Origin of the sequence: Rhodococcus sp. NPDC056960, assembly GCF_042674125.1 — a bacterium.
Taxonomy (GTDB): domain Bacteria; phylum Actinomycetota; class Actinomycetes; order Mycobacteriales; family Mycobacteriaceae; genus Rhodococcus_F.
In genome coordinates, this window is sequence record NZ_JBHURF010000017.1 from 133914 (window position 1) to 159089 (window position 25176).

At 67.3% G+C, this 25176-nt stretch carries 22 protein-coding genes and 1 tRNA gene; 12 read left to right on the plus strand and 11 right to left on the minus strand.

What is annotated here, in order from left to right; all coding sequences use genetic code 11:
* Positions 1–23: 23 nt before the first annotated feature.
* From ACFTWF_RS26565 to ACFTWF_RS26580, 4 genes are all read left to right on the plus strand, one after another.
* A complete protein-coding gene (locus ACFTWF_RS26565; protein WP_378464132.1) occupies positions 24–2018 on the plus strand; it encodes a glycosyltransferase in 1995 nt (664 codons plus the stop codon).
* On the plus strand, positions 2015–3586 hold the full coding sequence (locus tag ACFTWF_RS26570) for a polysaccharide deacetylase family protein (RefSeq protein WP_378464133.1): 1572 nt from the start codon (positions 2015–2017) through the stop codon (positions 3584–3586). The genes ACFTWF_RS26565 and ACFTWF_RS26570 overlap by 4 nt, the downstream gene beginning before the upstream one ends.
* A 26-nt stretch (positions 3587–3612) precedes the next feature.
* Positions 3613–4401 (plus strand): hypothetical protein, encoded by a 789-nt coding sequence (locus ACFTWF_RS26575; protein WP_378464134.1) that lies wholly within the window; start codon positions 3613–3615, stop codon positions 4399–4401.
* Between the two features lie 188 nt (positions 4402–4589).
* Positions 4590–8531 carry a diguanylate cyclase domain-containing protein gene (locus ACFTWF_RS26580; RefSeq protein WP_378464135.1) on the plus strand — a complete coding sequence of 1314 codons (3942 nt, stop codon included), beginning with the start codon at positions 4590–4592 and terminating at the stop codon, positions 8529–8531.
* A 3-nt stretch (positions 8532–8534) separates the two neighbouring features.
* On the opposite strand, the gene efeB is transcribed toward ACFTWF_RS26580, so the two are convergent.
* The 3 genes from efeB to efeU are packed head-to-tail and all read right to left on the minus strand — an operon-like array spanning position 8535 to position 11903.
* The gene (gene efeB, locus ACFTWF_RS26585; protein WP_378464136.1) at positions 8535–9815 is read right to left on the minus strand and encodes an iron uptake transporter deferrochelatase/peroxidase subunit; all 1281 of its coding nucleotides are present in this window, start codon (positions 9813–9815) and stop codon (positions 8535–8537) included.
* Between the two features lie 2 nt (positions 9816–9817).
* On the minus strand, positions 9818–10957 hold the full coding sequence (gene efeO, locus ACFTWF_RS26590; RefSeq protein WP_378464137.1) for an iron uptake system protein EfeO: 1140 nt from the start codon (positions 10955–10957) through the stop codon (positions 9818–9820).
* A 16-nt stretch (positions 10958–10973) separates the two neighbouring features.
* Positions 10974–11903 (minus strand): iron uptake transporter permease EfeU, encoded by a 930-nt coding sequence (gene efeU, locus ACFTWF_RS26595; RefSeq protein WP_378464138.1) that lies wholly within the window; start codon positions 11901–11903, stop codon positions 10974–10976.
* A gap of 244 nt (positions 11904–12147) precedes the next feature.
* Between efeU and ACFTWF_RS26600 the strand changes: the two genes are divergently transcribed.
* From ACFTWF_RS26600 to ACFTWF_RS26625, 6 genes are all read left to right on the plus strand, one after another.
* Positions 12148–12918: a lytic transglycosylase domain-containing protein gene (locus ACFTWF_RS26600; RefSeq protein ID WP_378464139.1), complete on the plus strand. Its 771-nt coding sequence runs from the start codon at positions 12148–12150 to the stop codon at positions 12916–12918.
* Positions 12919–13070: 152 nt separating this feature from the next.
* Positions 13071–14357: a phosphopyruvate hydratase gene (gene eno, locus ACFTWF_RS26605; protein WP_378464140.1), complete on the plus strand. Its 1287-nt coding sequence runs from the start codon at positions 13071–13073 to the stop codon at positions 14355–14357.
* Between the two features lie 35 nt (positions 14358–14392).
* Positions 14393–15115: a septum formation initiator family protein gene (locus tag ACFTWF_RS26610; RefSeq protein WP_378464141.1), complete on the plus strand. Its 723-nt coding sequence runs from the start codon at positions 14393–14395 to the stop codon at positions 15113–15115.
* A complete protein-coding gene (locus ACFTWF_RS26615; RefSeq protein ID WP_378464142.1) occupies positions 15112–15666 on the plus strand; it encodes a DUF501 domain-containing protein in 555 nt (184 codons plus the stop codon). The genes ACFTWF_RS26610 and ACFTWF_RS26615 overlap by 4 nt, the downstream gene beginning before the upstream one ends.
* Positions 15663–16607 (plus strand): exopolyphosphatase, encoded by a 945-nt coding sequence (locus ACFTWF_RS26620; RefSeq protein WP_378464143.1) that lies wholly within the window; start codon positions 15663–15665, stop codon positions 16605–16607. Before ACFTWF_RS26615 ends, ACFTWF_RS26620 begins: the two co-directional genes overlap by 4 nt.
* Positions 16608–16657: 50 nt before the next feature.
* Positions 16658–16731: transfer RNA gene (locus ACFTWF_RS26625), tRNA-Leu, on the plus strand.
* Between the two features lie 14 nt (positions 16732–16745).
* On the opposite strand, the gene ACFTWF_RS26630 is transcribed toward ACFTWF_RS26625, so the two are convergent.
* From ACFTWF_RS26630 to ACFTWF_RS26640, 3 genes are all read right to left on the minus strand, one after another.
* Positions 16746–17531 carry a class I SAM-dependent methyltransferase gene (locus ACFTWF_RS26630; RefSeq protein ID WP_378464208.1) on the minus strand — a complete coding sequence of 262 codons (786 nt, stop codon included), beginning with the start codon at positions 17529–17531 and terminating at the stop codon, positions 16746–16748.
* A 19-nt stretch (positions 17532–17550) separates the two neighbouring features.
* Positions 17551–17922 carry a hypothetical protein gene (locus ACFTWF_RS26635; RefSeq protein WP_378464144.1) on the minus strand — a complete coding sequence of 124 codons (372 nt, stop codon included), beginning with the start codon at positions 17920–17922 and terminating at the stop codon, positions 17551–17553.
* Positions 17923–18020: 98 nt separating this feature from the next.
* On the minus strand, positions 18021–18464 hold the full coding sequence (locus ACFTWF_RS26640; RefSeq protein WP_378464145.1) for a hypothetical protein: 444 nt from the start codon (positions 18462–18464) through the stop codon (positions 18021–18023).
* A 219-nt stretch (positions 18465–18683) separates the two neighbouring features.
* Between ACFTWF_RS26640 and ACFTWF_RS26645 the strand changes: the two genes are divergently transcribed.
* The gene (locus ACFTWF_RS26645; RefSeq protein ID WP_378464146.1) at positions 18684–19286 is read left to right on the plus strand and encodes a metallophosphoesterase; all 603 of its coding nucleotides are present in this window, start codon (positions 18684–18686) and stop codon (positions 19284–19286) included.
* Here ACFTWF_RS26645 and ACFTWF_RS26650 read toward each other — a convergent pair.
* From ACFTWF_RS26650 to ACFTWF_RS26670, 5 genes are all read right to left on the minus strand, one after another.
* Positions 19276–20238: a helix-turn-helix domain-containing protein gene (locus ACFTWF_RS26650; RefSeq protein ID WP_378464147.1), complete on the minus strand. Its 963-nt coding sequence runs from the start codon at positions 20236–20238 to the stop codon at positions 19276–19278. The genes ACFTWF_RS26645 and ACFTWF_RS26650 overlap by 11 nt on opposite strands.
* Before the next feature lie 16 nt (positions 20239–20254).
* Positions 20255–20794 (minus strand): MarR family winged helix-turn-helix transcriptional regulator, encoded by a 540-nt coding sequence (locus ACFTWF_RS26655; RefSeq protein WP_378464148.1) that lies wholly within the window; start codon positions 20792–20794, stop codon positions 20255–20257.
* An 88-nt stretch (positions 20795–20882) separates the two neighbouring features.
* Positions 20883–21716, minus strand: coding sequence for a mycofactocin-coupled SDR family oxidoreductase (locus tag ACFTWF_RS26660; protein WP_378464149.1), 834 nt, complete (start codon positions 21714–21716; stop codon positions 20883–20885).
* A gap of 23 nt (positions 21717–21739) precedes the next feature.
* A complete protein-coding gene (locus ACFTWF_RS26665) occupies positions 21740–22483 on the minus strand; it encodes an SDR family NAD(P)-dependent oxidoreductase (protein ID WP_378464150.1) in 744 nt (247 codons plus the stop codon).
* A complete protein-coding gene (locus tag ACFTWF_RS26670) occupies positions 22480–23418 on the minus strand; it encodes a 3-oxoacyl-ACP reductase (RefSeq protein ID WP_378464151.1) in 939 nt (312 codons plus the stop codon). Before ACFTWF_RS26670 ends, ACFTWF_RS26665 begins: the two co-directional genes overlap by 4 nt.
* A 244-nt stretch (positions 23419–23662) precedes the next feature.
* Here ACFTWF_RS26670 and ACFTWF_RS26675 point away from each other — a divergent pair, with 244 nt between their 5' ends.
* Positions 23663–25126 carry an MFS transporter gene (locus ACFTWF_RS26675; protein WP_378464152.1) on the plus strand — a complete coding sequence of 488 codons (1464 nt, stop codon included), beginning with the start codon at positions 23663–23665 and terminating at the stop codon, positions 25124–25126.
* The last annotated feature ends 50 nt before the right edge of the window (positions 25127–25176 follow it).

Sequence of the window (25176 nt, forward strand, 5' to 3'; positions counted from 1 at the left end):
CATCCAGCTCGAGGAGACTTTACTTGTCCGGAATCGTGGCCTATCACGGTCCTTCCCTGAATTCTTCGGCGTCGAGGTTCGGTCTCGCCGGGCAGGTCGATGATCGGTATTCGGTCGAACATTCTCCGGCCGCTGTGATCGAAGAGCGCTGGGGCGCACGCCGAACCGACACCCGGCTCGCGACATTGATCGACAGCAGGGCGGACGTGTTCGGCATCAGCTATCTCGGCGGCGTCCGACCGGGCGCACCGGAGGTGCTTCCGCGGGTGGACTGCACGGAGAGAGTCGCCGTGGTTCTCAGTGGGGGCGTCGAGAACGCCGAGCCCCTGCTTCAGGAACTGATCGCTAGGGGACATGCTGTTCACACCGAGGATGGCGCAAGCCTTGTCGCTCACCTGGTAGAGGAGGAACTCGCCGACGATCTCGACCGTAGTCTCTCTCGACTGGCTCTCGCGGTTTCCGCGGTGGTGCGTCGGTTGGCGGGCTCTTGGACCTTGGCGGTGACGGCTGAGGGGGTGTCCGGCGTCGTGCTGGCGTCTGATACCCAGCCACTATGGGTCTCCGAGACCGCCGATGATGTGTTGGCCTCGTCCGACGAGTCCGTGTTCGGCGCCGACAACCGCGTGGCGTGCAGAGTTCCGTCCGGTGTAGTAGTCGCCGTCGGCGAAGGGAGTGAGGTCCGCCGGTACGACGCCGACGGGACACCTATCCTCGACGTGACGTCGCGGTGGGAAGCGGAGGCAGGAGAGGCTGACGCGGCACCCCGGCGGGAGCATGTCCTCCGCGGAGTGTTCATTGCCGCGTTGTTGGTCGTGATCGTGGCGATCTGTCTGGTCAAAGTCATATCGCTCGACAATTTGCGCTCAGAACCGGTGTGGGCGGTGTACAGCCTCCTCGTGACCACCTTCATTCTCTCGCGCTTCGGACTGGCCTTCTTCTACCGCCCACGGCTCACCGCAGAGGCGGCTACCTATTGCCCGTCGGTAGCGATCATCGTCCCCGCGTTCAATGAACCGGCGATTGCAGAAACCCTGGAAGCGTGTCTTTCGGTGGAATACCCGACGGATCGACTCCGTGTCGTGGTCGTGGATGACAAGTCGACGGACGACACACTCGCACGCATCCGTGAGGTCGCCGCCGCCCATCCCGAACTGACGGTCGTTGCATCGGAGTCCAACGGCGGCAAGCGCCATGCAATGGCCACCGGAATTGCTGCAGACGGAGATTCGGAAGTGTTCGTCTTCATCGACTCGGACTCTCAGGTGCGGCCGGATGCTGTGCGCAAATTGATCGCGTACTTCGCGGACCCGTCGGTCGGGGCCGTGGCGGGCCACACCGATGTGTCGAATCAGGACACCAACCTGCTCACCCGGATGCAGGCCATGCAGTATTACATCGCGTTCCGAGTGTACAAGTCGGCAGAGGCGCTCTTCAGTTCGGTAACCTGTTGCTCCGGTTGCTTTTCCGGATACCGTCGGTCAGCGGTGGAGCCCGTTCTGCACAGCTGGGCCAACCAGAGGTTCTTCGGTCAGCCGAGTACCTTCGGAGATGATCGCAGCCTGACGAACTTTCTCCTGCCCGACTGGCGTGTGTTGTATGCGCCCGACGCCCAGGCCTATACGGCAGTTCCCGATCGCATGCAGCAATTTCTTCGTCAGCAGCTTCGGTGGAAGAAGAGCTGGCTGAGAGAGTCCGCGCGCGCTGCCAAGATAATGTGGCGCAAGCATCCGGTGATGGCCCTCATGTTCTATCTCGGGTTCCTTCTGCCCTTCATGGCGCCGCAAATCGTGCTCAGGGCCTTCGTCGTACAACCGCATTTTCTCGGCGAGTTGCCCTACTGGTATCTCGGTGGCGTCGCAGCGATGGCGATCATCTACGGCCTCTACTACCGCCTTCATCAACGTGAGAAGTACTGGTACAAGGGAATATTCTTCACGATGTTCTACACGCTCGTGCTGGTGTGGCAACTACCCTACGCACTGCTCACCATCCGGGATTCCAAGTGGGGCACCCGATGACCCACCGCGAAACCGAACACCATCCGCCGTCGTCGATCGGATTCACCGCTCGCCTGCGTTCCGGAATCGTTGTCATCGGATTGGCTGTTGTCGTCGCGGGTTACCTTTTGCTGCCGGCCGTCTGGCAATGGAGAAGCGCGGCAGAGAAAGCCGACAAATCGATCGTGCAGATCGAGACGTTCGCGTCCGGCCCGAGTGACCCCGCTCTCGTGTCCGAGCTTGCGGCGGCGGAGAGTAGTCCGCAGAGTCCGCCGTTGATTCTGACGTACCACGACATCGCCTACAATTCCAGCCGCTACACCGTGACGCCGGAGGCGTTCGCCGCCCAGATGCAACTTCTCCACGACGCGGGATGGAGCACGATCTCGGCAGACCAGCTTTCGGGCTGGCTGGAGGGACACGCCCTGCCGCCGCGGAGCGTGATGATCAGTTTCGATGACGGTGCCCGGGGGGTGTGGCAGTACGCCGATCCGATTCTGGCCCGTTACGGTCAGCGCGCGATTGCGTACATCATCACCGGCAATGTGGGCACGCACGCCCCGTATTACATGACTTGGCCCGAGGTGCAGCAGTTGCAGTCGAGTGGTCGCTGGGATCTCGGTTCGCACACGCATCTCGGTCACGATCAGATTCCCGTCGACGCGGCGGGGAACGAAGGCCCGTTCCTGTCGAGCCGTCTGTACCGCGTGGACCTGCAAAGGTACGAGACAGTCGACGAGTACCGCACCCGCGTCAGTAGCGACCTCTCGGCGTCGAAGGCCGAATTCGCGGCTCACGGGTTGCCTGAGCCCGCGTTCTTCGCCTATCCCTTCTCCTCACACGAGGAAACGCCTCCCGAGAAGGATTCGACCGGGAGCGGGCTTCTCAATGCTGCGGTCACCGCACAGTTTCAGGCGGCCATGCTCGACACGCCCGGTGGCGTCGCGACGACGACGAGTGCTGAGCTCGCTGTCCGGCATCTCGACCGGATGGACATCACGACCGATGTCACGCTCGACCAATGGGCGGCGAGGCTGCGTGATGCGAGTCCTCTCGACCCGTCCACGGCCCAGCCGTTCAGCCGGATCGGTGAATGGGCGAGCAGTACCGGAGAACCACTGACCGTCGTCGCCGACCGACAGGTTGCTCTGAATTCCGCCGAGGCCGGCTACGTCGTCAGCCGCTTCGCTCGTCACAGGACGACGATGTGGAACAACTACACGGTGAGCGCCGATCTCGGCGGATTCGGTCAACCCGGAGACGGAACATCGACTGGGTTGACGGCGCTGTCGGGTGACGACATCAATCAGGTCGAAGTGTCGGTCAGCAACGGTTCCTATCAAATCCGTCGCGGCGCCGCCGGGGCGGTCGTGGTCGCGACGGGCGCCCTGCCGAATGCGGGGTCGTACCGGGCCGAGATGGCGGTCCGTCCCGACCAGGTCAGTGTGCGGATCGACGGACTCGAGGTCGGTTCTCTTCCGGTACAAGGGCGCGGATCCATTCCTGCGGCCGGAGGGATCGCCATCTCCGGTGTGAGGCAACGGCCCACGAGTCCGGTGCCACTCGTCGGCGACCTGTCGGTTCACTGACAGTGCGTGCAATGAGAAGGTTGGTCGTGGCCGCACATCCTGGATACCCGGGTCCGCCGGTCAGGTCTCGTCGTCTCCGATCGATCGGCGTGGTCGGTCTGATCCTCGCGTGCGCGTCCTGTTCGGCGTCAGCTGACACGCGCACACCCATCGGGATCTGGGATTCATTCACCGGTCGGGACGAACTGATCGTCTCCGAGGGCAGTCCGGTCTCGGACAACTCGCCGTGGATGATGACCAGTGGATCTCTGTTCCGCCAGGACAACGAGGGGTGGACAGGGACGCCGGACGACGGGCGTGAAATCGATGCCACCGGTTCGGCGGTATTCCGGATGATCTCTCGTGATCGCGACTTTGCCGACGTCGACGTGACGATGCGGCTGAGGGTGGACGAGCTCGTCGAGACTGAACGGACACCGGCGCAGGACTTCGACGGGGCGCACCTCTGGGTGCGATACGAATCGGAGTGGCAGCTGTATGCGGTGAGTGTCGACCGTCGCGACGGAGAGATGATCATCAAGAAGAAATGTCCCGGCGGAGGTTCCAACGGTGGCACGTATTTCGATCTGGGTTCGGTCGCGACTGATGTGCCGATCCCGCTCGGACTCTGGCAGCACGTGGCAGCGTCGGTCCGCGACCTTCCCGACGGTTCGGTGGAGATCACCGCAGACCGCGACGGCACCCGGATAAGAGCCGTCGATCAGGGGGTGGGATGTGCACCGCTGCGGGGCGCCGGCGGGGTAGGCCTGCGCGGCGACAACGCTACGTTTCGCGTCGACGACATCGAAGTGGTGCCGGCGGATCCGGGGGCCTGAGCGTCGGACCTGGTGCCGCGCTCTCCACCTGATCGTTACGAGAACCTCAGCCGATCCCGGTGTGCCGGACCCAGTAAACATACTGAAAGTATCATTTTAGACTATATTTCAGTATCTATATCGTGCAAAGATGGATCTCTAGCAACTTCGAATCCAGATGGGTAACGACGGCAGTTCGGGTGGTGACGATGGGACATCGGACACCCGGCCGGATCGCGACGCCGTCGCGGGCAGAGGCCGTGGTGTCGAGCGGCGCCCTGTGGCTGATCTCCGTGATCTTCGCCGCGCCTGCGTTGTTGTTCGCACTGGCGGCGTGGCACGGGTGGGGTGGAGCGTCCGCGACGACGGTCGTCGTCGACGTGGGTTTGCTGGTGTTCGCTCTGGCCGCGACCGGATGCGCCGCGTGGGCTGCCTGGAAAGGGCGGGGCAGTCGGCGCCGAAGCTGGCTGGCCTTGGCTGGGGGACTGGCGGCTTGGTCGGTGGGCCAAGCCATTTGGTGCTACTACGTGGTGCGACAAGGAAGTGATCAGATCCCGTTCCCCGCCGTCGCGGCTGCGGCGTACCTGTTGTTTCCGATCGGCGCATGCGCGGCGTTGTTGCTGTTTCCCGCAGGCAGCAGTGAGCAGTCCCGTACCACTCTGATCCTGGACGGTCTCATCGTGGCGGGTTCGCTGTTCGTGGTGTCCTGGGTGAGCGTGCTGGGAAGCGTGTACCGCGCCGGGAGTGACACCCCGCTCGCCCTTGTGTCGTCCCTCGCATATCCCGTCGCGGACCTGGTGATTGCGACCATGGCGATTGTCGTGCTGACCCGGGCGCGGCCGGGGCAACGCCTGACTCTGGGACTGCTGTGCATCGGAGTCATCCTGATGGCGTTGTCTGCCAGCGCCGTGTCCTACCTGACCGCGCTGGGCACGTATCGGAACGGCGGTGTGACCGACGTGGGCTGGGTGGCTGCCTTCGTCGCGTTCGGACTGGCGGCGCTGTCGAGCACCCGCGAGCCGTCGCTCGAACCGGTTTCGGTGCAAACCCCGTCTCGGGCTCGGCTGTGGTTGCCGTACATTCCGTTGCTGTTGGCCGTTGCGGTCGGCCTGAAGCGGGAGCTGCCCAGTCTGGACTCCGGCCCGATTCCCGCCGCGATCATGGTTCTGGTGTTCGCCTTGCTGGCGCGGCAGTTCATCGTGTTGGCCGAGAACCGACGACTGCTGCTCACCGTGGCTCGGCAGGCTTTTCGCGACAGACTGACCGGACTGGCGAACCGTGCCCTGTTTCTCGATCGGCTCGACCAAGCCGTTCAGCGCCAGCGCCGCGGACTGATCCCGATCGTGGTGCTGTGCATGGACCTCGACGACTTCAAAACGGTCAACGACAGACTCGGCCATCCCGCCGGGGACGAGCTGCTGATCCGCGTCGCCGAACGCCTCACGGGGTGCGTGCGGAGCACCGATACCGTGGCCCGGCTCGGCGGTGACGAGTTCGCGGCGCTGGTCGAGGGGAGCGTCGAGGATGCCCTGGCGGCAGCTGATCGGGTCCTGGAGGCATTTACCCCGCCGTTCATCATCGACGGTGTCGTCCTGTCCATTCGTCCCAGTATCGGATTGACCATCGTCACCGCCGAGATGCCCGACACGACGACCGAAAGCCTGCTCAAGCAGGCGGACCAGGCCATGTACGCGGCGAAACGCTGCGGCGGCGGCTGCCTGCGCAGCTTCACGCCGGACCCGGCCGTCTCCGCAGAGACTGACCGACGATCAGAGTTCGACCGCGCCACCCGGCACGCCCTCGTCAGCGGGGCCGGGGAAGCCGCGACCGGGCCGCCATCCGTGCGAACCGTCACGAATCAGGCTGCGGCAGGGCAGCGACCGGTTCGGTCCAACTGGGTGTCGCCGCCCGACCCGTCGCGGTGCGCTCTCGGGGTGGCCGCCGGAGTTCTGCTGATCGCGGCGGTGCTGTGCGGGATCGCGGTGGGGACGGGTGATCGGGCGGCGGGGTGGACCGTGCTTCTCGAGGTGCTCTACGACGGACTGGCGCTGACGGCCACCCTTCTGGTCGCGGCTCGTGCGTGGTGTGTCGCGGCAGAGCATCGGGCGTGGTGGCTGATCGCGCTGGGGATGGCGAGCTGGTGCGTCGGCGACGTGGTGGCGATGGTGTGGGTGCCCGACGGCCGGTCGCCGTCGGTCGCCGATCTGCTGAAATTGGCCTTCTACCCTCTCGTCTATGCAGGGTTGATCCTGCTCCTGCGCGCGCGAGTGCGGCGGTTACCCGCCGAGATCTGGTTGGACGCCGTCACCGCCGGACTGACCCTGGGGGCGCTGGCGGCCGCGCTCGCGTTCAGCCCGATCGAGTCAGTCGCCGGCGGATCACCCGCCGCGGTCGTCGTGGAGTTGGCCTACCCGGTGGGGGACGTGCTGCTGCTGGCCCTCGCGGTCGGTGCCCTCGCGGTGCTGGGGTGGCGTGCAGACCAGCGGTGGGTGCTCCTCGTCGCGGGATTCATGCTGTTCGCGGTGGCCGACACCGTCTACCTGTTCCGCAGCGCCGACGAGTCCGTGGCGGGGACGTGGATCGACGCGCTCCCGCATGCCGCCGCGGTGCTGGTGGCCGCGGCGAGCTGGCGGGCCTCCGGCCGTCGTCGATCCGGTCAGCGGCCGGGACTGGTCATCTGGGTCCCGCCACTGGTGTGTACCGCCGTTGCCGTGGGGCTGCTCGTCCTCGACCACGATGCGCGGTTGCCGCGGCTCGCGGTGGTGCTGGCAGCGCTGAGCCTGGTCGCGGTCGCGGCCCGATTCGCGGTGACGTTCCGTGAGGTGGTCGTTCTGGCCGACAGCCACCGCCAGGCGAGGACCGATGATCTCACCGATCTGGCAAACCGACGGGCCGTCGTGGCCGCGCTGTCGGGCCCGTACCTCGACGAGGTTTCCGGACCGGACGGGCACGTCTCCGGCCGGGGCCCGGGTTTGCTGTTGATGGATCTGGACCGATTCAAGGAGGTCAACGACTCCTTCGGACGGTTCGCGGGCGATCAATTGCTGTGCCAGGTGGCGGACCGGCTCGCCCGGTCGGTGCGGCCGGGAGACCTGCCCGCACGCCTCGGCGGAGACGCGTTCGCGGTCCTGCTGCCCGCGGGGGCCGACATCACGGCCGCCCGTGCACTGGCCGGCCGCGTCCTGGAGGCGCTGCACGAGCCGTTCCACCTCGACGAGGCGACGGTGGGCGTCGAGGCGAGAATCGGGATAGCCCTCTGCCCACAACACTGCGCAAATCCCGAAGACCTGCTGCAGCGCGCAGGCGTAGCAATGTACCGCGCCAAGTGCACCCGGCGCCCGATCGCGGTGTACGACGCGACCCAGAACCGGCACAGCATCGACGAGCGGCAGTCCGTCGAGGAGTTGCGCACGGCGATCGCCGGTGGCGAGCTCACGTGCTATTACCAACCGAAGGTCAGTGCCTACGACGGGCAGGTGCACAGCGTCGAGGCTCTCGTGCGATGGGAGCACCCCCGCCACGGCTTGCTCCTGCCCGATCAGTTCCTTCCGCAGGCCGAGCAGTCGGGACTCATGCGCCCACTGACGACGAGAGTCCCCGAGCTTGCTCTCGGCCAAGCGCGCCGCTGGCTCGACCGCGGAATCACGCTGACCGTCGCCGTGAACCTGTCGGTGACGAACCTCCTCGACGCGGACCTGGTGGCCGACATCGACCGACTGCTGAACGACTTTCGGTTGCCCGCCGACGCGCTGATCCTCGAGATCACCGAAAGCGTGCTGATGACCGATTACCTGAGCGCAAGAAGGGTGGTCGAGGCGTTGCAGGAGCTGGGAATCGGATTATCGATCGACGACTACGGCACGGGCTGGTCGTCCCTGGCGTACCTGCAGGACCTGGCCGTCGACGAGCTGAAACTCGACAGGATCTTCGTCGCGCGTCTGTCCAGCGACCCGCGCTCGGTCGCGATCGTGCGCTCGACGGTGGAGCTCGCGCACAGCCTCGGTGCGTCGCTGGTCGCCGAGGGTGTCGAGGACGAAGACACGTTACGGGCCTTGCGTCGGTACGGCTGCGATGTCACCCAGGGGCATTACCACGGGCTGCCGCTCCCGGCCGACCAACTCGATCTTCGGTTGATCGGCCGGCACGGGTGACGGCTACGTGAAGAGGCCCTGCCCCCAGTACTGCCCCTCGGCGAGTCCGGGTGGGCAGGCGAAGAGGGCGGAACCGACATGCTGGATGTACTCGTTCATCGCGTCGTTCCGGGACAGGTTGAGCTGCATCGGCACGAATTGTTCCTGCGGGTTGCGGCAGTAGGCGATGAAGAAGAGTCCGGCGTCCAGGTGGCCGAAACCGTCGGAGCCGTCGGTGAAGTTGTAGCCGCGACGGAGGATCTGGATGCCGCCCAACTCCTGCGCGGACGCCAACCGGACGTGTGCGTCCACGTCGATCACCGGGTCGTGGCCCTTCTTGGAATCGAAGTCGAGTTCGTCGAACTCCGCCTTGCCGCTCAGGGGAGCGCCCGTGCCCTTGGACCGCCCGATCACTCGCTCCTGCTCGCCGAGCACGGTGCGGTCCCACTGCTCGATGAGCATGCGGATCCGCCGCGCCACCAGATACGCGCCGCCGCCCATCCACGGCTGGTCGTCGCCGGACGCCACCCAGACGTTCTCGTCGACGACGTCGGTTTGCTCCGCCTTGATGTTGTTCGTCCCGTCCTTGAAACCGAACAGGTTTCGCGGGGTGTCCTGGGTGGTCGACGTCGACGACGTGCGGCCGAACCCCAATTGCGACCAGCGGACCGAGGCCGTCCCGAACGCGACACGAGCCAGGTTGCGGATGGCGTGGACGGCCACCTGCGGGTCGTTGGCGCACGCCTGGATCGCGATGTCGCCGCCGCTGCGCGCCGGATCCAGGTTGTCTGCCCGGAAGTGCGGAAGTTCCACGAGCGCCGCGGGTTTCTTGGACGCGAACCCGAATCGGTCGTCGAACAGGGAGGGCCCGAATCCGATGGTGAGGGTGAGCTGGGACGCCGCGAGCCCCAGCGCCTCACCGGTGTCGCTGGGCGGAACGTGGGCGCCGTCGCCGATGGCACCGTCCGGGGTGGCCTCCTCGCCGGACGTCATCCGATCGGCCATCTCGGTCCACTTCTTCAGCAGCGCTTCGAGTTCCTCGCGAGACTTCGTGGTGACGTCGAACGCGACGAAGTGCATCCGATCCTGCGCCGGTGTCACGATGCCTGCCTGGTGTTCGCCCCGGAAGGCGACCACGTCGGCATGCGACAGGGGCGGTTCGGCGGCGGTGGCGCGCCCGACCAGTGCGCCGGCGCCGGCGAGGGCGGCTCCCGCCCCGACGGCGCCGAACAGACGTCGTCGGGACACGCCCCTGCGCTCGTCCACCGTGGTTGTCGTGTCGGTCGTACCGGTCGGATCAGTCATGATCATGCGCCTGCTACCACGCCCTGAACCTGGCTGACCTCGGCCGAGAGGGCGTCGATCTGGCGCGACAGTTCTTGGCGCTGTTGTTCGTTGACAGTGTCGTAGAAGACGAACCCGTCACCCTGACGGTACTGAGCGAGTTCGGCGTCGAGGTCCGCGAACCGCTGGGTGAGGTTCGCGGCCAGTTCGGGATTGCGTTCTTCGATGATCGGCTGCAGTGCGGCGACCGCGGCCTGCGAGCCGTCGACGTTGGCCTGGAAGTCCCACAGATCGGTGTGGGAGAAGATGTCTTCCTCGCCGGTGATCTTCGACGTCGCGATCTCGTCGAGCAGCCCCTGTGCGTCGCCGGCGATCTTGGTGGGATCGATCGTGTAGTCCTCGGCGTTCACCTGGTCGGCGAGGTACTGGACGTCGACGACGAGTTGGTCGGCGATTGCGTTGGTGTCCGGCTGGGGGCCCGTGACCCACAGATCCTTCTCGAGCCGGTGGAAGCCCGTCCAGGCCTGCCCGGGTTCGAGGTCGGCTTCCCGCAGGTCGAGCTTGGGGTCGAGTTCGCCGAAGCTCTCGGCCTCGGGTTCGATGCGCTCGTAGTAGGTGCGGGCGACGGGGAAGAGGGCCTTGGCCTGCTCGATGTTGCCCGCCTTGACGGCGTCGACGAACTTCTGCGTCGTGTCCTGCAGGGCCACGACCTGGCTGCGGATGTAGCGGCGGTAGCCCTCGGCGGCCTCGGCGAGCTGCCCGCTCTCGTCGGACGCGCTCGTCGAGTCGCCGGTGACGGTGAAGTCCTGGCGGATGCCGTTGCCGACCATGCCGGGCTTGCACGCGAGCTGGTAGGTGCCGGCGTCGGGCAGCGACACGATGAGCTGGCGGGTGAGGCCGGGACCGATGTTCTCGACCTCACCCATCGCCCGGTCGCCCTCGGCGAACACGTAGAACTCGGTGACCTTGCTTCCGTTGTTGGTGACCTGGAACGTGCTCGTGCCGGTGGTCCCGGAGTCGGTGCTGACGTCGCACGAATCGTCGCTCGCGGTGACCGTGATGTCGTCGCTGTTCGCGGTCGACTTCTCGGTGCAGCCGGCGAGAGCGAGCGGCAGCACCGCGACCGAGGCGAGGGCGAAGGTGGTTCGGCGCATGGTCTTCATGGGCGGACGGTGCCTTTCACGAGACGGTTTCATCGGGGGTGGTGGACGGAGAGTCGGTGCGCTCGCTGGAGCCACCGGCGGCGGGCACCGGTTTCGGTGGGGAGACGGGCCGGAGGAACAGGAACAGGACCACGACGACGTACACGATCCAGGCGACCGCCTGAAGAATGGTCGGATCGGGGCGGAAGTTGAAGATGCCGGCGAAAACGGTGCCGTACCAGCTGGAGGCGTCGTAGCTGTCGGAGATGTCGAAGGCGAGCGCCGACCCCCCGGGCAGGACGCCGCCGACCTGCAGGGCGTGGACGCCGTACCCGAGGATTCCGGCGGCGACGATGATCAGGAAGATGCCGGTGTATTTGAAGAATTTCGCGAAGTCGAGCCGGACGGCCCCGAAGTACAGGAGAACCGTGAGGACCGCGGCGGCGACGATGCCGAGCAGGAGGCCGATCAGGGGCCAGACGCTGCCCGCCGTGTTCTCGGCGTAGCCGACCATGAGGAGTGCGGTCTCGACGCCTTCCCGGCCGACGGCGAAGAAGGCGAGGGTGAGCACCGCGACCGGTCCGGCGACCAGTGCCTTCTCCATACCGGCCTTGAGATCGTGGGAGATGGTGCGCGCAGCCTTGCGCATCCACAGCACCATCGCGGTGACGATCGCGACCGCGACGAGGGAGGCGACGCCGGCGATGATCTCGGCGGTCAGTCCGGTGACGGTGGACGTTCCGTAGTGGATGACGAGGAAGATGGCCGCCACCATCGCCACGGCGATGCCGACGCCGAGCCATACCCACTTGAGGGCGTCCCTGCGCTGCGCTTTCACGAGGAACGCGGCGAGGATCATGACGACGATTCCCGCTTCGAGTCCTTCGCGGAGTCCGATCAGTCCGCTGCCGAACAGTTGCGTGGCGATCGACGGCGCGGTCGCGGTCCCTGCGGCGAGGACGGACATGAACACTCCTGAGCGAGACGAGGTCGAGCAGAGCGATCCGCAATGTTGGGTAGGCAACCTTGCGGTAGGCAAGGCGAACCTTAGGCCTCTGAAAAACATACACCGAGCCCGCTTCCCGGAAGAAGCCCTCACCAGCACTTTTACAACTCTTTACCTTCGCGCGGGGTGTGTCCTCGTCGGCGACGCGGTGTGGGGGCTGTCTCGCGGTTCCGGGATCGGCGACTTTTGTGTGGATGATGGAGACGTGAACCGATATCCCGCGCGGCCGAAGCGTCGTTCCCGATGGCCCGGACCGGTGTTCGCCCTTCTGGCGGCGACGGTTGTCGTGGTTCTCGCGTACGGCGCGTGCTCGCGGGAGCAGCAACCGCGGATCGCGATACCGGAAGGCATCCCGCCGGGACCCGGGGCGGCCACCCCACCGATCGACGTCGACGCGCCCGGACGGTCCGCGGACCAACTACACGACTGGTCTACCGGACTGGCCGATTCGATCGGCGTCGGACACACCGCGCTCGAGGCGTACGGCTACGCGGCGGCGGTAATGGCCCAGACCAGACCGGGCTGCGGCATCGGCTGGACCACCCTCGCCGGAATCGGGAGCGTGGAGAGCAGGCACGGCACCTACCGCGGATCGACGGTCGGGCCTACGGGTCAGGTCACACCGCCGATCCGCGGAATCCCCCTCGACGGCGGACCCGGCGTCGCCGAGATCCCTGACACCGACGGCGGGGCAATGGACGGCGACCCCCTCCACGACCGTGCCATGGGACCGCTGCAATTCATCCCCGAGACCTGGAAGCGGTGGGGGGTCGACGCCAACGGCGACGGTGTGGCCGACCCGGACAACATCGACGACGCATCGTTGACGGCGGCCCGCTACCTGTGTGAGCGGGGCGGCGATCTGACGACCGCCGAGGGCTGGCAGTCGGCACTGATGGCGTACAACCTGTCGGGCGACTACCTCGCGTCGGTGCGCGACCGGGCGTCGGCCTACTCGGTCGGAGTCCGCCCGTAAATCCCGGCCATCCGGCCATTCGTCCACGATGTGCGCGCCATCCCGCGCCGGTTTCGGTGTGCCGTTACGCTGTGTCCTGGCACGATCTGGTGTCCTGTCACGATCGGACCGGTCGGTGCACAGTGCGAAGCCCAATAAAGGAGAATCAGCAAGTGTCCATCATTGAGCAGGTCGGAGCCCGTGAGATCCTCGATTCCCGTGGTAACCCCACGGTGGAGGTCGAGGTGCTGCTCGACGACGGAAGTTTCGCTCGCGCCGCGGTTCCGTCGGGCGCGTCGACCGGTGAGCACGAGGCCGTCGAGCTGCGTGACGGCGGCGACCGCTACAACGGCAAGGGCGTCGAGAAGGCCGTCGAGGCCGTGCTGAACGAGATCGCGCCGGCCATCATCGGCATCGACGCCACCGAGCAGCGCACCGTCGACCAGGCGCTCCTCGACGCGGACGGCACCCCGGACAAGTCCCGCCTCGGCGCCAACGCGCTCCTCGGTGCATCGCTGGCAGTGGCCCGCGCGGCCGCCGAGTCCTCGGGACTCGACCTCTTCCGCTACGTCGGCGGCCCCAACGCCCACGTCCTGCCCGTCCCGATGATGAACATCCTCAACGGTGGCGCGCACGCCGACACCGGTGTCGACGTCCAGGAGTTCATGGTCGCCCCGATCGGTGCCGCCACGTTCAAGGAGTCGCTGCGCTGGGGCGCCGAGGTGTACCACGCGCTGAAGTCGGTGCTCAAGGAGAAGGGCCTGGCCACCGGACTCGGTGACGAGGGCGGCTTCGCCCCCGACGTCGCGGGCACCAAGGAAGCCCTCGACCTGATCAGCGTCGCCATCGGCAAGACCGGTCTGGTCCTGGGCACCGACGTGGCGCTGGCGCTCGACGTCGCCGCCACCGAGTTCTACACCGACGGCACCGGCTACAAGTTCGAGGGCAGCGACCGGACCGCGGAAGAGATGGCGGCGTTCTACGCCGAACTGGTCGACGCATACCCGATCGTGTCCATCGAGGACCCGTTGGACGAGGACGACTGGGACGGCTGGGTCGCCCTGACCGATCAGATCGGCAACAAGGTGCAGCTGGTCGGTGACGACCTGTTCGTCACCAACCCGGAGCGGCTCGAGGAGGGCATCGTCAAGGGCGCCGCGAACGCTTTGCTGGTGAAGGTCAACCAGATCGGCACGCTGACCGAGACCCTCGACGCCGTCGATCTCGCGCACCGCAACGGCTACAAGACGATGATGAGCCACCGGTCCGGCGAGACCGAGGACACCACCATCGCCGACCTCGCGGTCGCCGTGGGCAGCGGTCAGATCAAGACCGGTGCACCCGCTCGCAGCGAGCGCGTCGCCAAGTACAACCAGCTGCTGCGCATCGAGGAGAACCTGGGCGACGCCGCCCGCTACGCAGGCGAGGTCGCGTTCCCGCGGTTCTCGTTCGAAGGCTGACGTTCGACCGTTCGACGTAAGGGGTGTTGGGGTAGGTGGCACAGCGCGGTAGGCCGCGGTCGTCCGGAGCCAGTCCGGGCGGCCGGGGTTCCGGGCGTGGTGAACGCGCGCGCGGAAACCGGGCAGACGGCCAGCCGGGAGCGCGGCGTCCCCGCACCACCAAGTCGACGACTCCCGGTCAGACCGACGGCAAACCGGAGTCCGTCGACGGCACCGACACCGGCAAGGTGCTCCCCGGTCGCGCCCGCCCCAGACGGGTGGGCGCGACCGGGGCCGCCCGCATCACCCGGTCCGAGCACACGATCCTCGGGTTGTCGACCGGCCGGGCACTGATCCTCGTGATGGTCGTGTTGCTCCTCGCCCTCACCCTCGCGGTTCCGCTGCGCAACTACCTCACCCAGCGCAGTGAGGCGGATCGTATTGCGGCGGAACAGGTTCAGCTCGAGAAGGAACTGAAGGACCTGCGGGTGCTCGAGGAGCGCTACTCGGATCCCGCCTACATCGAGGCGCAGGCGCGTGGCCGTCTCCGCTGGGTGAAACCCGGAGACACCCCGTTCCAGGTGCAGCTGCCCGGCGACTACAAGGAGCCGGAGAAGCCGGAGGAGAAGGACGCCGAGATGACGGGCGCCTGGTACTCCGACCTGTGGAAGACCATTTCAGAACCGCCGGTCGCACCCGAGGTGCAGCCGGCGCCGGCGCCGGCACCCCCCGTGGTCCCGCCGCCCGTACCGCCAGAACCAGGAGAACCCACCGGGTGACCACTTCGTCCGACCCGTCCAGCCCCGTGCCGCAGGAAGACCTCGACGCCGTCGCCGCCCAATTGGGCCGCGAACCGCGCGGAGTGCTCGAGATCGCGTACCGCAGTCCCGACGGCAAGCCCGGCGTCGTGAAGACCGCGCCCAAACTTCCCGACGGAACCCCGTTCCCGACGCTGTACTACCTGACGGACCCGCGCCTCACCGCGGAAGCCAGCAGGCAGGAGTCCGCGGGAGTGATGCGGGAGATGACCGAGCGCCTCGCGCAGGATCCGGAACTCGCGGCCGCATATCTGCGCGCCCACCAGTCGTATCTCGCCGAGCGCGACGCCATCGAGCCCCTCGGCACCGACTTCACCGGCGGCGGAATGCCGGAGCGCGTCAAGTGCCTGCACGTGCTGATGGCGCACTCGCTGGCAAAGGGCCCGGGCGTCAACCCGCTGGGCGACGAGTCCGTGGCACTCGCCGCGTCCGCGGCCGGCGGCAAGCTGCGGGGCACCGCGATCCCCGCGGACTGGCCCGGCATCGACGACGTCGAAAGCCCCGAGCAGTGACGCGGGTCGCTGCCGTCGACTGCGGCACCAACTCCATCCGCCTGCTCATTGCCGACGTCGACGACCGTGGCGCACTGCACGACGTGCGCCGGGAGATGCGGGTCGTCCGGCTGGGGCAGGGCGTCGACGCCACCGGCCGGCTGGCACCCGAGGCCATCGAACGCACCCGGATCGCGTTGGCCGAGTACGCCGGAATGATCGCGGAGGCCGGCGCCACCGCGGTCCGCATGGTGGCCACGTCGGCCACCCGCGACGCATCCAACCGGGACGATTTCTTCTCGATGACCCGGGAGGTCCTCGGAGCCGTGATAGCCGGCGCGGGCGCCGAAGTCATCACCGGCGACGAGGAAGCGCGGCTGTCGTTCAACGGTGCGGTCGGCGAACTGGATCCGGCGCAGGGACCGTTCGTGGTCGTGGACCTCGGCGGCGGTTCCACCGAGGTCGTGCTGGGTGACGAATCCGGCGTCCACGCGGCGTTCTCGACCGACATCGGGTGCGTGCGCATCACCGAACGCTGCCTCCACGACGATCCGCCGACCCCTGCACAGGTCGAGGAGGCGCGCTCCGTCGCGCAGGAGCGTCTCGACGACGCCTTCGCCCGCGTTCCCGTCGAACAGGCCCACACCTGGGTCGGCGTCGCGGGGACCATGACCACGATCGCCGCGCTCGCGAAAGAACTGCCCGAGTACGACGCCGAGCAGGTCCATCTCTCCCGCATCCCGCTGCCGCGGCTGCGGGACGTCTGCAACTCGCTGATCGCCATGACCCACACCGAACGGGCCGCCCTCGGACCGATGCACCCGGGGCGGGTCGACGTCATCGGCGGCGGCGCCATCGTGACCCTGGCACTGGCCGACGCATTCGAGAAGAAGGCGGGAATCGACCATCTCGTCGTCAGCGAACACGACATCCTCGACGGAATCGCATTGTCGATCGCCTGAGCTAGGGTGATCTGCGCACGGTCGCCGAGCCACACTCTCGGCGACCGTCAGCCCCTATAGCCCAATTGGCAGAGGCAGCGGACTTAAAATCCGCACAGTGTCGGTTCGAGTCCGACTGGGGGCACAGGTCAGGGCGGCCTACGAGCGCTGCGTCGTCCGGACGAGTTCCGCCCGCATCTGGGTGAAGAGGAAAAGTCCGGGGCGTCCGGAGATCTGCTCGTACTCGCGCACGACGTCCTCCATGAATGCGGAGACGTCTGCTTCGTCGAGGTGCGTCGTCCAGTCGGTGGATCCGACGGTGCACCACCGGGTGAATTCCTCCCGCGAACCGAAGTCCCATTCGACGTCGCGGACGACGAGGTCGGTGGTGTCGAGTCCGGCGCCTCGGGCGAGGTCGCGGAACTTCTCCGGTTCGATGTGGATGTACGGCGCCGTGAAGCCGGTGAAGAATTGCGCCCAGCGCGGGCGTGCGGACACCGCCATCTCGACGTCTTCGACGCTGGTCCGCGGGCTCGCGCACACCATCTGGATGATCACACGTCCACCGTCCACGACGCTGCGGGCGATCCCGGCCAGCGCTACCTGCAGGTCGGGGACCCAGTGCAGTGCGTTGAACGACACCGCGACGTCGAACTCGTCGTGGAAGGGGAGATCGAGTGCGTCGGCCACCCGAAACTCTGCGCGGGCATCGTCCGGCACCGCTCTCGAACGCGCCTTCTCGATCATCCGCGGCGACGCGTCCACTCCGGTCACCGAACCTCGGGGAAGTCGCTCGGCGATCCGGAGGGTGACGAATCCGTCGCCGCACCCCACGTCGAGCACGGTTTCAGTGCCCGCGAGGGTGAGCTCGGCGATCGTGTTCTCCGCGACGGCCCGCTGGAGTGCGCCGACGTCCGCGTACCCTTCGCCGTCCCAGTCGACCATGCCGGTGGCCCGGGTTCCCTCAGGCTCCCTGGTGGTGCGGGCTCGGGTGTGCGCCGCCCGCGGATCGCGCGATGCTGGCACGCACCCGGGCCGTGGCCTGCCAGATCTGGGTGCTGTCGTGCACGCTGATACACGGAATGCCCTGTTCCCGGGCCTTCTGGATCGCCTGCGCGTCCTGGGGCGAGCCGACGCCGTCGAGGACGTCCTCGGTGACGATCGCGCACAGCGCGGGGCCGTCCATCTTCCGGACCGGCTCGAGTCCGTGGACCACCATCCACTGCTTGACCATCGCCCAGTGCGACACCTCTTTGTACCGCGTGGGGTTGCCGATGAAGAGAACCCGACGGGAGCGGCGGGCGCGAGCGATATCGATGTGCGTGACGGTAGCCATGGCGGAGGGTTCCTGTCCGTTGCGGGATTCCGTACTGTCAATCCCCGCTCGCCTCGGTTTCGTTACGCATTCGCCCCGGATTGCCTACCGGGCGGTAGTCAGCTGCCGAACGGGCTGCCGGACGAACCTCCGCCGCCCGGCCCGGACGTGACGGTGACGGTGACGTCGACGGGGTCCTCGGTGCCGTTGGTCAGCGGCGGAGCGGTGCCCCACTGTTCGAACGACGGAATGCTCGAGCAGGACCATTGCACCGTGTACTTGCCGGGATCGACGGTGGCCCGCAGTTCGCCGTCGTCCCCACCCATGACCGTGGTGGGTCCCACGACGGCGGCGGGCACGGTGCCGTCGACGGGGAGGACGTTCAGCACACACACCACGGCTCCGGGAACGTCGTACGCGACGTCCATGACTATCGCGTTGCCGTCGACGGCGATGTCCACGGCGAGGTCCTCGGGTGCCGCGGATGCGGTGGGTGCGGCGAGCAGTGCCGTGCCGGCGACTGCGGCGGACATTCCTACGGTTCGTGCAATCGTGACCTTCATCGGTGCATCCTTCCGGACTTCTCGGTTAAGGGTTGAATACGAGGCAGGAGCCACCGGGAGTATCGCACCCCGACCCGGTATCCGCTGGGACGCAGCGGAGCGGGAGTTCGGGCGCGCCGCACGGTGGCGGTTGAACGGTCCGGGTCGGTCATCCTGTCGGCAGGGGCCGATATCGTGTTCCGACGACGGTCGGCCACGACCCTTTCGGTAAGGAGGCCCATGAGCGTCTGGTTCACCTCCGACCTGCACCTTCGTCATGCGCGGCTGGTGGAGATCCGGGGCTTCGACACGGAGATCGACGCGCACGACGAGTCCATCCTCGCCAGCATCGGGGCCGCCGTCGTGAGTGGGGATGAACTCTGGGTCCTGGGCGACGTCACGGTCGGAGGCCGGGCGGCCGAGGACTGGGCGCTCCGCGCGCTGGGCGAGTTGGCGCGGACGCGGAACGTCGAACTGCACCTGGTTCCGGGCAATCACGACTCGTGCCATCCGATGGCGAACCGCAACAGCCATGTGAGGCAGCGCGTCTTTCTCGACACGTTCGCGTCGGTGCAGCTGTTCGCCCGACGGAAGATCGCGGGCCGCGCGGTGCTGCTCTCCCATTTCCCGTACACCGGCGACCACACCGCGGAGGACCGGGGTGTGCAGTACCGCCTGCAGGACGAGGGAGACTGGTTGCTGCACGGGCACACTCACCAGTCCGGCGTGCTCGACCCGTCCGTCCATCCGCGGCAGATCCACGTCGGCTGGGACAGTTGGCGCAGACCGGTCCACCTCGACGAGGTCGCCGAGATCATCGAATCCGACTCGCCTACCCCGTGAGGGGTGCGGCCTCGGCGCGGTAGGTGCCGGGCGTCGATCCGTGGGTGTTCTTGAAGAGCCGGGAGAAGTGGGCCGCGTCGACGAATCCCCAGCGCGCACCGATGGCCGAGACCGGCAGATCGCGGTAGCGGTGATCGGCCAGGTCGCGCCGGCACCTTTCGAGTCTGCGCCGCCGGATCCACGCACTCACCGTGTCGCCTTCGGCCTCGAACAGCTTCTGCAGGTGCCGAACCGAGATGTGGTGCGCGGCCGCGATCGAGTGCAGATCAAGTTCCCGGTCGGCGAGCCGATCGTCGATGAACGCGGTGACCCGGACCCACAGGTCGTTCCGGCGCGACGTCGGGGCCCGCCCGTCGACGAGGTGAAGTTGCTCCGCGAATGCGGCGCCGACCAGGTCGAGAACGGCATCACCGAGGTGGACGGCGACGGCGGGGGACGCGTCGGCGATCTGCTCGCCGAGTCCACGCAGCAGTGGGGTGACGAGGGCGCCGAGTCCGTGCGTGCCCGAGACCCGGGACGCGGTGAGCTGTGCGATGCCGTCGGATGGAACGCGCAGGAGATTCCGGGGAAACATCACGACGAGCATCTGGAACCGGTCGTCGAAGGACAGTTGATACGGCCGGGTGGTGTCGTAGATCGAGAAATCGCCGGGGGCGAGCGCGGCTTCCCGGCCGTCCTGCGTCAGAACACAGCGGCCGCGCACCTGCAGTCCGAGTTTGAAGTAGTCGGGGTTGGCGGCGCGGATGGTCCGCGGCGTTCTCCGAATGACGTGGGGGGCCGCGACGATCTCGGTGACCCGGACCGCGCCGACTGCCGCGCCGCGAACGACGCCACGGAAGTCGTCGTGGTCGTCCGACGTCATCTCGAGCGGTACGAACGCGTCGCTCACCGACTCGCGGAACTCGTCGAACGAGACGAGGCGCTGGTCGCCGGGGTGGAGGAGACTGCTCATGGCCTGTGCACCTGCTTCAACTGCGTGTGATGGCTTCCTGCGCCGCGGTACCGGACGCCAGCTTCTCCAGCAACCCGATCAGGGCCAGCCGCTCCGACGGTGTCAGCGCCTCGGTCCACGCCTGCTCGCGCTTGTTGTGCGTGGAATAGGTACTGACGATGGCGTCGTGCCCCGCGTCGGTCAGGTCGAGATCGACGGCGCGACGATCTCCGGTGGACGGCTGTCGTGTCACCAGACCGTCCCGCTCCAGCGTGTTCACCAGGGCAGACACCGCCGACCTGCTCATCCCGGACAGCGACGCCACCCGCTTGGACTCGCACGGGCCGGCGAGCCACAACACGAACAGCACCCGGAAGCCGGGCCAGCTCCACCCGCTGGGCCGGTGGACCGCCGACTCGAGGTCGTAGACGAGGGCGCTGGTCACCCGGTGCAGCGCGAGAACGAGCCGCATGGAGACCGGATCGACGTCGGGCAGCTCGTCGACGGTCTTGCCGACCGCGAAGTCCACGAAGGACAGGAAGTCCAAGTTGCTCTGGTCGGTCGTCTGCTCGGGCATGGATTCAGAGTAGCGCCGGAAGCCATGTAATCAAAGCATTGATCAACCACCCGTGAGTACTTGTCAACGTCGGGCGGTTAATAAGTACTCACAGGCCGCGGGCGGCATTGCCCGCGTCGACGGGCAGCACGGTGCCGCTGATGTGTGCGCTGCCCTCCGCTGCGAGGAACAGCACCACCCGGGTGATCTCGGCGGCGTCCAACCATGCGACGGGCTGGGCGTGCAGGGTGCGGAACACCGGTTCCACATCCTCCGCGGAGGGCGTCTCCAGGTCGGGGCGCATCATCCGGTAGAGGGCATCGTTGTGGATCATCGGCGTCGAGATATTGCCCGGCGCAATCGCATTCACGGTGACGCCGTGCGGTGCGAGATCGAGGGCCGCGCTCTTGGTGAGCCCGATGACACCCCACTTCGACGCCGCGTACGCCGCCATGTTGGTGCTGCCGGCCCGGCCGAGCATCGACGAGATGGTGACGATCCGCCCGTATCCGCGCCGGATCATGCCGGGCGCCACCGCTCCGACGGTGTTGAAGACGCCGGTGAGGTTGGACCCGATCGCCTCCGACCACTGCTCCTGCGTGAGCGACTGCACCGGAGCGGCCACCGAGATGCCGGCATTCGCGACCGCGATGTCGATCCGCCCGAACTCGGATTCGGCCTCCGCGACCAGCGCGTCCATCGCCGCCCGGTCGGCGGTGTCCGCCTTGGCGGTGAGGCACCGGCGGCCGGTGGCGCGCACCAGTTCGGCGGTCTCGTCGAGGTCGGCCGCGGTCGCCAGGGGATAGTTCACCGCCGCACTGTCCTCGCACCGGTCGCACAGAACAATGTCGGCGCCGCGTTCGGCCAGCCCGACCGCGTGGCTGCGGCCCTGGCCGCGGGCGCCGCCGGTGATCAGGGCAACTCGGCCCTGGAAGTCGTCCATCTTCGTTCTCCTTGTCCGGCAAACTAGCGCAGCTTGATGCTGCCGCCGTCCGCCATCAGTGTCTGTCCGGTCATGTAGCGGGAATCGTCGGAGGCGAGGAACACCGCGACGGGCGCGATGTCGGTCTCGGGATCGCCGATGCGTTGCAGCGGAACCTTCGCGACGGAGGCGGCCGCGCGGTCGGGGAATCGTTCCTGCCAAGCGACGACACCCTCGGTCGCGGCGAACGGGCAGATCACGTTGACCCGGACCTGATCGGCCGCCCACTCGTTGGCGGCCACCCGGCTGACGCCGCGAATCGCTTCCTTCGCCGCGGCGTACGACGTCTGGGTGGGCATGCCGTCGAGCCCGGACCCGGACGCGAAGTTGATCACCGAGCCCTGCGCCGCCTTCAGCTGCTCGTAGCAGGCCTGCATCAGGTGCACCACGGGATAGAACCCGGTCTGGAACGAGAGATCGAACATCTCCTGGGTGTGGTCGATCAGCAGCGCCTGCCGCGATGCGTGGGCGTTGTTGACGAGCACGTCCACGGATCCGAACGCTGCGACGGCGGCGTCCCGGATCTGCTCGGCGGACTCGCGGAGGGAGATGTCGGTGTGCACGAACCGGGCGTTCGCTCCCAGTTCCTGCTCGAGTTCCCGGCCGCGTCGGTCGTCGATGTCGACGAACAGGACGTTCGCGCCCTCGCGGACGAACACCGTCGTGACGGCCCGACCGATCCCTCCGGCGCCGCCGGTCACGATCGCCGTCTTGCCGTGCAGCCTCATCGCACACCGGCCGCGTCGCCGGTCGCGAGGGCGGCCTTCTCCAATTCGGCGACGCTGAACGCCGCGTAGTTCTCGTACGGTCCGCGGCCCGCGAAGTAGGGGGTGAGGAGGCCGTCGAGCTCCTCCGGCGAGAACGCGGAACCCGCTGCGTCGAAGCGATTCTCGACCTTCGGCGCCGCCATCAGCGCGACCATCCTGCCGTACACGACGAAGACCTGTCCGTTGATCTCGTCGGCGGCGGGGGAGGACAGGTAGTGGACGAGGGTGGCCACCCGTTCCGGCGACAGCGGGTCGAGTCCCGCGTCGGCCGTGTTCTCGCCGAACGCGTCGGCGGTCATCGCCGTCCTGGCCCGCGGGCAGATCGCGTTGGCCCGTATTCCGTAGCGGGACAGTCCCTGTGCCGTCGACAGGGTGAGCGCGGTGATCCCGGCCTTCGCGGCCGAGTAGTTGGGCTGGCCCGCCGATCCGAACAGGAACGCCTCGGACGACGTGTTGACGACCCGCCCGTACACCGGGCCCCCGGCGGCCTTGCTCGCCTCGCGCCAGTGCACGGCCGCCGCGCGGGACGTGGCGGCGTGACCCTTGAGATGAACACGGATGACGTCATCCCAGTCGGATTCGGAGAGGTTGAAAATCATCTTGTCGCGCAGGATTCCGGCGTTGTTGACGAGGATGTCCATCGACCCGAAGGTGCCGACGGCCTCGTGGACGAGGCGTTCGCCCAGCGCCCAGTCGGAGACGTCTCCGGTGACGGCGGTGGCGCGGCCGCCGGCGGCGGTGATCTCCGCGGCCACCTCGTGTGCGCCGTCGCCCATGTCGTTGACGACGACCGCGGCGCCGGCGGCGGCGAGTGCGAGGGCTTCCGCACGGCCGAGGCCTGCGCCGGCGCCGGTGACGACGGCGGTGCGTCCGGTGAGGCTGAGTGATTCCGTCATGGCTGCTCCTGATCGCGAAGAGAATTAGATTTCATTCTAGTTGTATCGCATGAACTACTGATCAGTCACTACATGAGTGCGATTCAGTGCAGGAATGTTTTCTACTTCTCCTGCGGATTCGATGTCGACGACACCGGCCGCGGGCAGGTCTCGGTGAGTGGGAACTGTGGTCGACGTCACTGGGCGGCATGCCAGGTTGGGCGTGCTGATCCTCACGAATCCCCCGGAGCCCCATATGCATAACATGCCCCTGTCCCCAGGCGAGGCGGAGCGCGCACCCCTCTCGCGCGGGAAGTCGTTCGCCCTCCTGGCCTTGATCATCCTTCTCGTCGAAGTCATCCCGCTCGCCTACAACTTCGTCACCCCGGCGCTGCCGGAGATCGCGAAACACTTCGGCACCGCGAACGTCGGCTGGGTGATCACCATCGTGACCCTCATGCTCGCCGCCTCGACTCCGCTCGTCGGCAAACTCGGCGACATCTACGGCAAGAAGCGGATGATGCTGGTATCCGCCGCCGTATTCGGCGCCGGATCACTCCTCGGTGCGCTGGCCCCCAACTTCGAACTGTTCCTCGTCGGGCGCGGACTGCAGGGCGCGGGCATGGCCATCCTCGTGCTCGCCTACGGGTTGATCCGAGACATCCTGCCCCCGTCCGTCATTCCCGTGGCGGTCGGCTTCGTCGCCACCGGCATGGGCGCCAGCACGATCCTCGGCCCGATCATCGGCGGCTACCTCATCGACCACTTCGGCTACACCGGCGTGTTCTGGGCGCAACTTCTCCACGTGGCGGTCGCCGGAATCGCGGTCGCGATCCTCGTTCCCGAGACCACGTTGCGGACGCGGTCGAAGCTCGACGTGCTCGGCGCGGTCATCCTCGGACTCGGCGCCTTCGTGCTGCTGTTCGGCATCGGCAAGGCCACCGCGTGGGGATACACCGCCCCGCAGACGCTGCTGTGCGTGGGCGGCGGTCTCGCCATCCTCGCCGGCTGGCTGCTGTACGAGCGCACGCCGAAGGAACCGCTCATCGACCTGCAGATGCTCAAGCACGGACCCGTCGCGAAAACACTGGCGGCCAGTGGTTTCGTCCAGTTCGTCCTGGTGAGCCATTCGATGCTGATCCCGATGTTCGTGATGACCGATCCCGGCCTCGGTCTCGGCTACGGGTTCGGCGTCACCGCCCTCGCCGTCGCGATCTACACCGTTCCCACGGGCGTCGTGTCGATGATCGCAGGCCCCGTCGGCGGGTACTTCACCCGCCGCATCGGTCCGGCACCGGTGCTGGTGTTCGGCGGCGCCTCCCTCGCGCTCGGCTCGGTCCTGCTCGCCACGCTGCACGACTCGACGGCGCAGATGATGTTCGGTCAGTTGGTGATCGGCCTCGGCCTGGGCTCCGCGTCGGCGACGTTGCCGAACCTCATCATGCGCACCGTGCCCGCGCAGACGCAGGGCATCGCCGGCGGGATGCTCAACCTGTCGGGCTCGCTGGGCAGCGCGATCGGCAGCCAGGTGATGATCGCGATCGTCGCGATCCCGGGTGTCGTGCTGGTGGGCCGCGCCGCGCAGTACTCGGAGAAGGGATTCGTGTACGCGTTCTTCACGCTCGCCGTCGCCGGACTGCTGGCCGCGGTGATGGGACTTCTGCTCACCCGCAACAGGATCGACCGCCCCGCCGATGTGGCGGCGCCCACCTCGGAGATGGCCGCCTGACCTTCCCTCCGCCACGACGACACGAGGCCCGCAGCAGTGCGGGCCTCGTG

Coding starts and splice junctions, on each gene's coding strand:
- ACFTWF_RS26570 (WP_378464133.1), top strand. CDS start 2,015: ATGACCCACCGCGAAACCGAACACCATCCGCCGTCGTCGATCGGATTC.
- ACFTWF_RS26580 (WP_378464135.1), top strand. CDS start 4,590: ATGGGACATCGGACACCCGGCCGGATCGCGACGCCGTCGCGGGCAGAG.
- efeB (WP_378464136.1), bottom strand. CDS start 9,815: ATGACTGATCCGACCGGTACGACCGACACGACAACCACGGTGGACGAG.
- efeO (WP_378464137.1), bottom strand. CDS start 10,957: ATGAAGACCATGCGCCGAACCACCTTCGCCCTCGCCTCGGTCGCGGTG.
- efeU (WP_378464138.1), bottom strand. CDS start 11,903: ATGTCCGTCCTCGCCGCAGGGACCGCGACCGCGCCGTCGATCGCCACG.
- ACFTWF_RS26630 (WP_378464208.1), bottom strand. CDS start 17,531: ATGGTCGACTGGGACGGCGAAGGGTACGCGGACGTCGGCGCACTCCAG.
- ACFTWF_RS26635 (WP_378464144.1), bottom strand. CDS start 17,922: ATGGCTACCGTCACGCACATCGATATCGCTCGCGCCCGCCGCTCCCGT.
- ACFTWF_RS26640 (WP_378464145.1), bottom strand. CDS start 18,464: ATGAAGGTCACGATTGCACGAACCGTAGGAATGTCCGCCGCAGTCGCC.
- ACFTWF_RS26645 (WP_378464146.1), top strand. CDS start 18,684: ATGAGCGTCTGGTTCACCTCCGACCTGCACCTTCGTCATGCGCGGCTG.
- ACFTWF_RS26650 (WP_378464147.1), bottom strand. CDS start 20,238: ATGAGCAGTCTCCTCCACCCCGGCGACCAGCGCCTCGTCTCGTTCGAC.
- ACFTWF_RS26655 (WP_378464148.1), bottom strand. CDS start 20,794: ATGCCCGAGCAGACGACCGACCAGAGCAACTTGGACTTCCTGTCCTTC.
- ACFTWF_RS26660 (WP_378464149.1), bottom strand. CDS start 21,716: ATGGACGACTTCCAGGGCCGAGTTGCCCTGATCACCGGCGGCGCCCGC.
- ACFTWF_RS26665 (WP_378464150.1), bottom strand. CDS start 22,483: ATGAGGCTGCACGGCAAGACGGCGATCGTGACCGGCGGCGCCGGAGGG.
- ACFTWF_RS26670 (WP_378464151.1), bottom strand. CDS start 23,418: ATGACGGAATCACTCAGCCTCACCGGACGCACCGCCGTCGTCACCGGC.
- ACFTWF_RS26675 (WP_378464152.1), top strand. CDS start 23,663: ATGCCCCTGTCCCCAGGCGAGGCGGAGCGCGCACCCCTCTCGCGCGGG.